This window comes from Caecibacteroides pullorum (assembly GCF_019239235.1).
Classification (GTDB): domain Bacteria; phylum Bacteroidota; class Bacteroidia; order Bacteroidales; family Bacteroidaceae; genus Bacteroides; species Bacteroides pullorum.
Genome location: NZ_JAAZTS010000021.1, coordinates 47,683 through 56,949 on the forward strand (window position 1 = coordinate 47,683; position 9,267 = coordinate 56,949).

General features: G+C 57.4%; 8 protein-coding genes. All 8 read left to right on the plus strand.

Features of this window, described 5'->3' with window-relative positions:
- Positions 1-42 precede the first annotated feature (42 nt).
- The 8 genes from HF894_RS12115 to HF894_RS12150 all read left to right on the plus strand — a co-directional run bounded on the left by HF894_RS12115 (position 43) and on the right by HF894_RS12150 (position 9,137).
- The gene (locus tag HF894_RS12115) at positions 43-1,482 is read left to right on the plus strand and encodes a THUMP domain-containing class I SAM-dependent RNA methyltransferase (protein WP_204972648.1); all 1,440 of its coding nucleotides are present in this window, start codon (positions 43-45) and stop codon (positions 1,480-1,482) included.
- Entirely contained in the window at positions 1,466-3,739 is a 2,274-nt protein-coding gene (locus HF894_RS12120) for a S9 family peptidase (protein WP_204972649.1), read from the plus strand. The genes HF894_RS12115 and HF894_RS12120 overlap by 17 nt, the downstream gene beginning before the upstream one ends.
- A gap of 143 nt (positions 3,740-3,882) precedes the next feature.
- Positions 3,883-5,157, plus strand: coding sequence for a phosphoribosylamine--glycine ligase (gene purD, locus HF894_RS12125; protein WP_204972651.1), 1,275 nt, complete (start codon positions 3,883-3,885; stop codon positions 5,155-5,157).
- A gap of 14 nt (positions 5,158-5,171) precedes the next feature.
- A complete protein-coding gene (locus tag HF894_RS12130; protein WP_204972653.1) occupies positions 5,172-6,173 on the plus strand; it encodes a hypothetical protein in 1,002 nt (333 codons plus the stop codon).
- Positions 6,158-6,637, plus strand: coding sequence for a YqaA family protein (locus tag HF894_RS12135; RefSeq protein ID WP_021847004.1), 480 nt, complete (start codon positions 6,158-6,160; stop codon positions 6,635-6,637). Before HF894_RS12130 ends, HF894_RS12135 begins: the two co-directional genes overlap by 16 nt.
- A 24-nt stretch (positions 6,638-6,661) precedes the next feature.
- On the plus strand, positions 6,662-7,357 hold the full coding sequence (mnmD, locus tag HF894_RS12140; RefSeq protein WP_204972655.1) for a tRNA (5-methylaminomethyl-2-thiouridine)(34)-methyltransferase MnmD: 696 nt from the start codon (positions 6,662-6,664) through the stop codon (positions 7,355-7,357).
- A 52-nt stretch (positions 7,358-7,409) separates the two neighbouring features.
- Positions 7,410-8,312 carry a metal ABC transporter solute-binding protein, Zn/Mn family gene (locus tag HF894_RS12145; RefSeq protein ID WP_204972663.1) on the plus strand — a complete coding sequence of 301 codons (903 nt, stop codon included), beginning with the start codon at positions 7,410-7,412 and terminating at the stop codon, positions 8,310-8,312.
- 57 nt (positions 8,313-8,369) lie between these two features.
- Positions 8,370-9,137: a metal ABC transporter ATP-binding protein gene (locus HF894_RS12150; RefSeq protein WP_204972666.1), complete on the plus strand. Its 768-nt coding sequence runs from the start codon at positions 8,370-8,372 to the stop codon at positions 9,135-9,137.
- The last annotated feature ends 130 nt before the right edge of the window (positions 9,138-9,267 follow it).

The window sequence follows — 9,267 nt, forward strand, 5'->3', positions numbered from 1 at the left end:
GAAACATTAAAATCTGAATTCTGAAATCTGAAATAAATAGAAATGAGCGAACAATCTTCTTTTGAGATGATAGCCAAGACCTTCCAAGGTCTGGAAGAAATACTGGCACAGGAACTGACGGAACTAGGTGCCGATAACATAGAGATAGGCCGAAGAATGGTATCTTTTACGGGTGACAAAACCATGCTTTACAAAGCCAACTTCTGCCTGCGTACCGCCATCCGCATCCTGAAGCCGCTGAAGCACTTCACCGCTCACGATGCCGACGAGGTGTACAACGAGGTGAAGGCCATCCGCTGGGAAGACTATCTGACGACGGACAAGTCGTTTGCCGTAGATGCCGTCGTGTTTAGCGAAGAGTTCCGCCATAGCAAGTTCGTATCCTATCGCGTGAAGGACGCCATCGTCGACTACTTCCGCGAGAAGACGGGCAAACGACCCAACGTGCGCATCAACAAGCCCGACGTGTTACTGAACATCCACATTGCCGAAAATACCTGTACTCTGTCGCTCGATTCGAGTGGCGAGTCACTCCACCGCCGCGGCTATCGCCAGGAGGCCGTCGAGGCTCCGCTGAACGAAGTGCTGGCCGCTGGCATGATTCTGATGACAGGATGGAGGGGAGAATGCGACCTCATTGACCCCATGTGCGGTTCGGGTACCATCCCCATCGAAGCAGCCCTCATCGCCCGCAACATCGCACCCGGCGTCTTCCGTCAGGAATTTGCCTTCGAGAAGTGGCCCGACTTCGACCGCGACCTCTTCGATGCCATCTACAACGATGACAGCCAGGAACGTGAGTTCGCTCACAAGATATACGGATACGACAACAATCCGAAAGCCAACGAAATAGCCACCCACAACGTCAAGGCGGCGGGTGTCACGAAAGACATCGTCCTGAAGCTGCAACCCTTCCAGCAATTCGAGCAGCCGCAGGAGAAATCCATCATCATCACCAACCCGCCCTACGGCGAACGCATCTCGACGGACGACCTGCTGGGCCTCTACGAGATGATAGGTGAACGCCTGAAACACGCCTTTACGGGCAACACTGCCTGGATACTCTCCTACCGCGACGAATGCTTCGACCAGATAGGCCTGAAGGCTAGCGCACGCATTCCGCTCTTCAATGGTGCCCTGGAATGCCAGTTCCGCAAGTACGAAATCTTCGACGGCAAGTACAAGGACTTCCGCGCCGAGGGTGAGGAGCTGGACAAGGAACAGCGCGAACGCCGCCCTGCCGCCCCCCACAAGGACTTCAAGCCCCGCGAACGGCGCAGCTTTGGCGACGGCGAAAAGAAAGAGTTCAGACCCCGTGGCGAACGGAAAGACTTCGCTCCGCGTGAAAAGAAGGAGTTCAAGAAAGACTTCAAGAGCGAACGCAAACCGCGTTCGGGCGAGTCGTACCCTGAAAGGAAAAGAAGAGAACTACGCAACAACCCTAAAGACAATCTCAGTAAAAAAGATGAAAAGAATCAGTAAGAACGTGGTGGCCCTGCTGATGGCAGCAACCACCCTGACCGGTACTCACCTTATGGCACAAGAAACTGCAACAAACGAACTGAAATACCCCACGCTGGAAGACCTCATCCCCGGCGGAGCGACCTACCGCTATGCCGAGAGCCTCTACGGCCTGCAATGGTGGGGCGACCAGTGCATCAAGCCGGGCATCGACTCCCTCGTGGCCGTCAACCCCAAGAACGGTAAGGAGACATTGCTTACGACCCGCGAAAGCATCAACCAGGCACTCGAAGCTGAAAAGCTGGGCAAGCTGTCGCACCTCTACAACGTACAGCTACCGTGGGAAGACCAGACGAAACTTCTCATCACCCTGCCCGGCCGATACATCACTTATGACTGGAAGGCCGGAAAAACGACCGACATCCTGACCTTCGACAAGCAAGCCGCCAACACGGACTATACTGTGGCAGGCGGACACGTGGCCTACACCCTGAAGAACAACCTCTACGTGGACAACAAGCAGGTGACCGACGAGCCCGAAGGCATCGTCTGCGGACAGAGCGTTCACCGCAACGAGTTCGGCATCTCGAAAGGTACCTTCTGGAGCCCGAAAGGCACGCTGCTGGCCTTCTACCGCATGGACGAGTCGATGGTAACCCAATATCCGCTGGTAGACATCACCGCACGCGTGGGTGAGGTGAACAACATCCGCTACCCCATGGCCGGCATGACGAGCCACAAGGTGCAGGTGGGCATCTACAACCCTGCCAACGGCAATACCGTCTACCTGAACACGGGAGACCCCACCGACCGCTACTTCACCAACATCGCATGGGCACCCGACGAGAAGACCCTCTTCCTCATCGAGCTGAACCGCGACCAGAACCACAGCAAGCTCTGCCAGTACGACGTCGCGACGGGCAAGCTGATGCAGGTGCTCATCGAGGAAAGACACCCCAAGTACGTGGAGCCGCAGCAACCCATCGTCTTCCTGCCCTGGGATAGCAACAAGTTCATCTACCAGAGCCAGCGTGACGGCTATAACCACCTCTACCTGTACGACCTGGAACGGCTCCACGCCATCCAACCCCAGGAACTCACGAAGGAAGAGGCAGAGAAATTGTGGAACACTATCAAGAAGGCTGGAAAGGGAAAGACTCCCACGAGAGTCGCAGGTGTACAACTCACCTCCGGACCCTGGCTCGTGCAGAGCATCCTCGGCTTCAACGCCAAGAAGAAGGAAGTCATCATCGCCGCCACCAAGGAGTCGCCCCTGCAGAGCAATCTGTATAAGGTAAGCATCGCCAACGGCAAGCTGACTCCGATAGACAACGGACTGGGCGTACACAACGCGCAACTCTCCGCCTCGGGCACGTACCTGCTGGACAACTGGTCGGCTCCCGACGTGCCACGCGCCATCAACATCGCCTCCACCGCCAACGGCAAGGAGACCGTACGCCTGCTCACCGCCGCCAATCCTTTCGAGGGTTTCAAGATGCCCAGCGTGGAAGTAGGTACCCTCAAGGCGGCCGACGGCAAGACCGATCTCTACTACCGCCTCATCAAGCCGGCCGACTTCGACCCGACCAAGAAATATCCCGCCATCGTCTATGTCTACGGCGGCCCGCACGCCCAGATGATTGTCAACAACTGGAACTACGCCGCCCGCGGCTGGAACCTCTACATGGCCAACAAGGGCTACATCCTCTTCACCGTGGACAACCGCGGCAGTTCGAACCGCGGCCTGGAGTTTGAGAACTGCACCTTCCGCCACCTCGGCATCGAGGAGGGCAAGGACCAGGTGAAAGGCGTCGAGTTCCTCCAGTCGCTGCCCTACGTGGACGGCAACCGCATCGGCGTACACGGATGGAGCTTCGGCGGCCACATGACCACGGCCCTGATGTTGCGTTACCCTGACCTCTTCAAGGTGGGCGTGGCAGGCGGACCCGTCATCGACTGGGGCTACTATGAGGTGATGTACGGCGAGCGCTACATGGATACACCGCAGACCAACCCCGAAGGCTACAAGCAGTGCAACCTGAAGAATCTGGCTCCCAACCTCAAAGGCCACCTGATGATTATCCACGACGACCACGACGACACTTGCGTGCCCCAGCACACCCTGTCGTTCATGAAAGCCTGTGTGGACGCACGTACGTATCCCGACCTCTTCATCTACCCCGGCCACAAGCACAACGTGCTGGGCCGCGACCGCGTGCATCTGCACGAGAAGATAACAAGATACTTCGAAGACTATCTGAAATACCCAGGCAGATAAACACCTTATCCGGAAGCAGATAAACATTTTATCTAGGAACAGATAAGCATCTTATCCGGAAACAGATAAGCACTTTATCCAGGAACAGATAAGCACTTTATCCAGCAGTAGATAAAACAACAATAATATAACTAACATCCATCATGAAAATATTACTCTTAGGCTCGGGCGGCCGCGAACATGCCCTGGCATGGAAAATAGCCCAAAGCCCCAAAGTGGAGAAGCTCTACATCGCCCCGGGCAACGCAGGCACACACGCCGCCGGCGAGAACGTGGACATCAAAGCCACGGACTTCCCCGCCATCAAGGACTTCGTCCTGAAGAACGGAGTGGAAATGATTGTAGTAGGTCCCGAAGACCCGCTGGTGAAAGGCATCTACGACTACTTTGCCGCAGACGAAGCTACACGCCACATCGCCGTAATAGGCCCTACGAAAGCCGGAGCCACGCTCGAAGGCAGCAAGGAGTTTGCCAAAGGCTTCATGCAGCGCCACGGCATCCCCACCGCCCGCTACAAGAGCATCACCGCCGCCAATCTGGAAGAAGGCCTCGCCTTCCTCGAAACTCTCGAAGCCCCCTACGTACTGAAGGCCGACGGCCTCTGCGCCGGCAAGGGCGTGCTCATCTTGCCCACACTGAACGAAGCCAAGCGCGAACTGCGCGAGATGCTGGGCGGCATGTTCGGCGATGCCAGCGCAACGGTAGTCATCGAGGAGTTCCTCAGCGGCATCGAGTGTTCCGTCTTCGTGCTGACCGACGGCAAGAACTACAAGGTGTTGCCCGTAGCCAAGGACTACAAACGCATCGGTGAGGGTGACAAGGGCCTGAACACCGGCGGCATGGGCAGCGTAACGCCCGTTCCCTTTGCCGACGACGTCTTCATGGAGAAAGTACGCACCCGCATCATCGAGCCCACCGTGAACGGCCTCATCGAGGAAGGCATCCTCTACAAAGGCTTCATCTTCCTGGGCCTCATCAACGTGAAGGGCGAGCCGATGGTCATCGAATACAACGTCCGCATGGGCGACCCCGAGACGGAAAGCGTGATGCTGCGCATCCAGAGCGACCTGGTAGACCTGCTCGAAGGTGTGCGCGACGGCAACCTCGACACCAAGGAACTGGTTCTCGACCCACGTACGGCCGCCTGCGTGATGCTCGTCAGCGGCGGATACCCCGAAGCCTACGAGAAGGGCAAGGTGATGACCGGTCTGGAGCAGGCAGCTGCCACGGACAGTATCCTCTTCCACGCCGGTACGGCGCTGAAGGACGGACAGGTGGTAACCAACGGCGGACGCGTTATTGCCGTCTGCTCGTACGGCAACACCAAGGAAGAAGCCCTGCAGAAGAGCTACCACGTAGCCGACCTGATCAGCTTTGAGAAGAAGTACTTCCGCCGCGACATCGGCTTCGACCTGTAACCCCTCGTTAAAGCATGAGGCGTCAACGTTTTCAGAATAAAGTGGCCACAGGCAGGTTCATCCTGCCTGCCGCTTTGTTGATTTCCGCAATCTGCTGGACGGTAATTGTTACGCTGGTGCCCGGCACAGGTACGGAAGGCCCCAACTGGCCGCTTTGGCTCAAGGAAGCAAGCAACTGGCTTCCCCAAGGCATCTTCCCGTCGTTGCTCGGCTTTGTTCTGTACGTCCTGACAACGTTCTTCCTGATCAACCTGAACAACATTTTCGCCATCATCCGTATCCGAACTTCCATTCAGAGTTTTCTTTTCCTACTTTTGGCCACCGCAGTCCCGCAACTCTACGACGAATTGCCCGGATTACTGGTCGCCCTCAGTTTTCTCACGGCCTTCTACCAGCTGTTTGGCAGTTACCGCCAGGAAAGGTCTTCGGGGGCCCTATTCAATACCTTTGCATTTGCGGGCATCGCCAGTCTGTTCGTTCCCCAGAGCCTGCTGCTTGTCCCTCTGCTCTGGATCGGTGCAGCCAGTTTCCAGTCGCTCAATCTGAAAAGCCTGCTTGCCTCGATCATCGGCTTCATCCTGCCGTGGTGGATACTGTTGAGCTGTACCGTGCTGACAGGCAGCACCCACACATTCTTCCACCAACTGCTCGATGAAACACATCTGTTCCGTCCCGTCGGTTACGGTTTCGAATCCTGGATGGTGTTTCCATTCGGGTTTCTCTTCCTACTCTTCACCGCCAGTGCCTTCCACTACTTCTTCAACGGATACGAAGACAAAATCCGCACACGGGCCTATCTATATTTTCTGATTCTCTTCGGTGCCTGCCTCTTTGTCGGCATCGGACTGCAGCCCTATCTGCTGACAGCGTTCTGCCCCTTGTTGCTGATTATCGTCAGTATGCTGGCAGGCCATCTGTTTGCACTCACTAGCAATAAACTTTCCAACGCATTTTTTGTTATTTCCCTGATTGGAATTTCAGTTATGTTTGTTTATCACGTATGGATGCTTTTATAGACTCGCTCGTACAGCTCCTCATCGACTGGGGATACGCAGGCCTTTTCCTGTCGGCACTGCTGGCAGGCAGTATCCTGCCCTTCAGTTCCGAACTGGTGCTCGTCGCCCTGGTCAAGCTGGGCCTGAGCCCGACGCTCTGCGTGCTCTCAGCCGCCGTGGGCAATACGGTAGGCGGGCTGACGTGCTACTACATGGGCCGGTTGGGCAAGACGGAATGGATTGAGAAGTATTTCAAGGTGAAGCAGGAAAAAGTGGAGCGCATGATGCGCTTCCTCCAGGGAAAAGGCGCACTGATGGCCTTCTTCGCTTTCCTTCCGTTCGTGGGCGAGGCCATTGCCATCGCCTTGGGATTCATGCGCAGCAACTTCGTGCTGACCACCCTCTCCATGTTTGCCGGAAAGCTGCTCCGCTACATTGCCATGCTGTGGGCACTCCAAGGGGCCATTTCGGCAGTAGGCATCTGACTATTCATATAGGGAAAAAGAACTATGCAAAGAATCATTGAACAGACCGAAGACGGCAGCGCCACGCTCTACGTGCCCGAACTGAACGAGCATTACCACTCCGTGAAAGGCGCCCGCACCGAGTCGCAGCACATCTTCATCGACATGGGGCTGAAGGCCTCCGCCGCACCCTGCCCGCACATCCTCGAAGCAGGCTTCGGCACCGGCCTGAACGCCCTGCTCACCCTGCAGGAGGCCGAACGCACCGGACGGCCCGTCCGCTACACGGGCATCGAGCTCTATCCGCTGGCCTGGACTGAAGTGGAAGCCCTGCACTACAGCGACGACCCGCGCCTGCGCCTCCTGCACGAAGCGCCGTGGGAAGAGGAAGTCTGCCTGACACCCACCTTCCGCCTGCTGAAACTGCGCCGCGACCTGACCTCATGGCAGGCCGACGACGAACGCCCGCCCCTGCGCTGCGACGTGGTCTACTTCGACGCCTTCGCACCCGAAAAACAGCCCGCCCTCTGGACACCCGCCGTCTTCCGCAACCTCTACCGCTGCCTCACGCCCGGCGGCATCCTGACCACCTATTGCGCCAAGGGCGCCGTGCGCCGCCTGATGCAGGACATCGGCTTCCGCATGGAGCGCCTCCCCGGACCTCCGGGAGGAAAGCGGGAGATACTGCGCGCCACGAAGCCGAACGATGTTCCAGAAAATATGCCTGAACTTTACCGTTAATTAACACATTCTTCGTATCTTTGTGCGTTTTCCAAAAGATTTTAACAGAAAAATGAAGAGAATACATACGATATGGATGCTCGTCCTCCTGCTCGCCGCCTGCAAACCGGGAGGAGAAAAGAAGGCGGACACCCCGGACGACAAGCCGGTCATCACCGTCACCATCGAACCCTTGCGCTACTTCACCGAAGCCATCGCCGGCGACCGCTTCGACGTGGTCAGCATGGTACCCAAAGGGAGCAGCCCCGAGACTTACGACCCCACGCCCGCCCAGCTGATGTCGCTCTCGCAGAGTACGGCCTACCTGCGCATCGGCTTCATCGGCTTCGAACAGACGTGGATGGACCGTCTGACGGACAACGCCCCGCACCTGCAAATCTTCGACACCTCGCACGGCATCGACCTCATCTTCCCCGACGGACTGCCCGAAGAGGAACCGCACGCCGCCGAAGACGGCCATGCCCACCACGGCCCTGAGCCACACATCTGGAACTCGCCCGCCAATGCCCGCATCATCGCGACCAACGTGTTCAAGGCCCTCTGCACCCTCGACACCAAGCACCGCGACGACTACCTGGCACGCTACGACAGTCTCTGCACCGTCATCGACCGCACCGACAGCCTCTGCCGCCAGATGCTCGCCCAGCCCGGAGCCGACCATGCCTTCATGATCTACCATCCCACCCTCAGCTACCTGGCCCGCGACTACGGCCTGCTGCAGCTCTCCATCGAGGACGGAGGCAAGGAACCCTCGCCCGCCCACCTGAAGGAGCTCATCAATGCCTGCCGCGAAGAGAATATCCACGTCATCTTCGTGCAACCCGAGTTCGACCGCCGCAACGCCGAGCTCATCGCCCGGCAGACAGGCACCCGCGTGGTGGACATCAACCCCCTGGCCTACGACTGGGAAGCAGAGATACTGAAAACGGTTCGTGAATTGATAATGGATAATTGATAATGGATAATTATCCTCAATCACCAACTATCCATTCTCCATTATCAATTATCCATTATGCAAACTCTCATCGAAATACAACACCTCAACGCCGGATACGACGGACGCACCGTCTTGCGCGACGTCGACCTCACCGTCTACGACCGTGACTTCCTGGGCATCATCGGTCCCAACGGAGGCGGAAAGACGACGCTCATCCGTTGTATCCTCGGCCTGCTGAAACCCCAAAGCGGCACTATTGCCTTCCATCCGCAACGCCCTGCGGACAGCCACGCGTCGCTCACCATCGGTTACCTGCCCCAGTATGTCAGCATCGACCGCAAGTTCCCCATCACCGTCCAAGAGGTAATCCTCTCCGGCCTGAGCAGCCGCAAGGGCCTCAGCGCACGCTATACCGCCGAGGAACGCCAGCGAGCCGCCCGCGTCATCGCCCGCATGGGACTGGAAGGCATGGAGCAGAAGGCCATCGGCGCCCTGAGCGGCGGACAGCTGCAACGCGCCCTGCTGGGACGCGCCATCGTCTCCGACCCCGAAGTGGTCATCCTCGACGAGCCCGCCACCTATCTGGACCGCCGCTTCGAAGCCCGCCTCTACGAACTGCTGGCCGAAATCAACCGCGACTGCGCCATCATCCTCGTCAGCCACGACATCGGCACCGTGCTCCAGCAGGTGAAGTCCATCGCCTGCGTCAACGAGACGCTCCACTACCACCCCGACACGGGCATCACGGGCGAGTGGCTGGAACAGAACTTCAACTGTCCCATCGAGCTGCTGGGCCACGGCAATCTGCCCCATCGCATCCTGAAGGAGCACCGCCACGAATGAGATTTCAGATTTTAGGAATGTAGGAAGGTGTGTCAAAAAGCACACCTTCTTTGTTTAGCACAAAGCCCCGACTTTCACAAGCTGGGGCTTTGTTATTACCTAAAGATTTTGTATCTTTAAGCCTAAAGAT